Origin of the sequence: Cupriavidus basilensis OR16 (assembly GCF_000243095.1) — a bacterium.
GTDB classification, from domain to species: Bacteria; Pseudomonadota; Gammaproteobacteria; order Burkholderiales; family Burkholderiaceae; genus Cupriavidus; species Cupriavidus basilensis_D.
Genome location: NZ_AHJE01000256.1, coordinates 1 through 496 on the forward strand (window position 1 = coordinate 1; position 496 = coordinate 496).

The window sequence follows — 496 nt, forward strand, 5'->3', positions numbered from 1 at the left end:
CAGGTCTTCTGGCCGTTGACGATGTAGTGCTTGCCGTCCGAGGTCAGCTCGGCGCGGGTCTTCAGCGACGCCAGGTCGGAACCCGAGCCCGGCTCGGAGTAACCCTGGCACCACCAGTCGGTGCAATCCAGGATGCGCGGCAGGTAGTAATTCTTCTGCGCTTCGCTGCCGTACTTCATGATCACGGGCGCGACCATGGCCACGCCGAAGGGCAGCACGCCGGGCGCGCCGACGCGGGCATTTTCCTCGTCCCAAATATGGCGCTGCGTGGCGTTCCAGCCCGTGCCGCCGTACTGCACCGGCCAATGCGGCGCGGACCAGCCGCGGCCTGCCAGCAGCTTGTGCCAGCGCACCAGGTCGTCGCGGTTAGGCGGCGGTGGTTCAGAATCTTGCTGCTGATTTCCGCCGGCAGAGTGGCCTCCAGCCAGCCGCGCACTTCGGCGCGGAAGGCATCGTCGGACGCCGAATAGTTGAGATCCATGCCCGTCTCCAGTGA

The 496-nt window shown here is 66.3% G+C and carries 1 pseudogene; it reads right to left on the reverse strand.

Annotation, left to right across the window (positions count from 1 at the left end):
• Positions 1-481: pseudogene (locus tag OR16_RS38620) on the reverse strand (acyl-CoA dehydrogenase family protein); the annotation flags it as partial.
• Positions 482-496 lie beyond the last annotated feature (15 nt).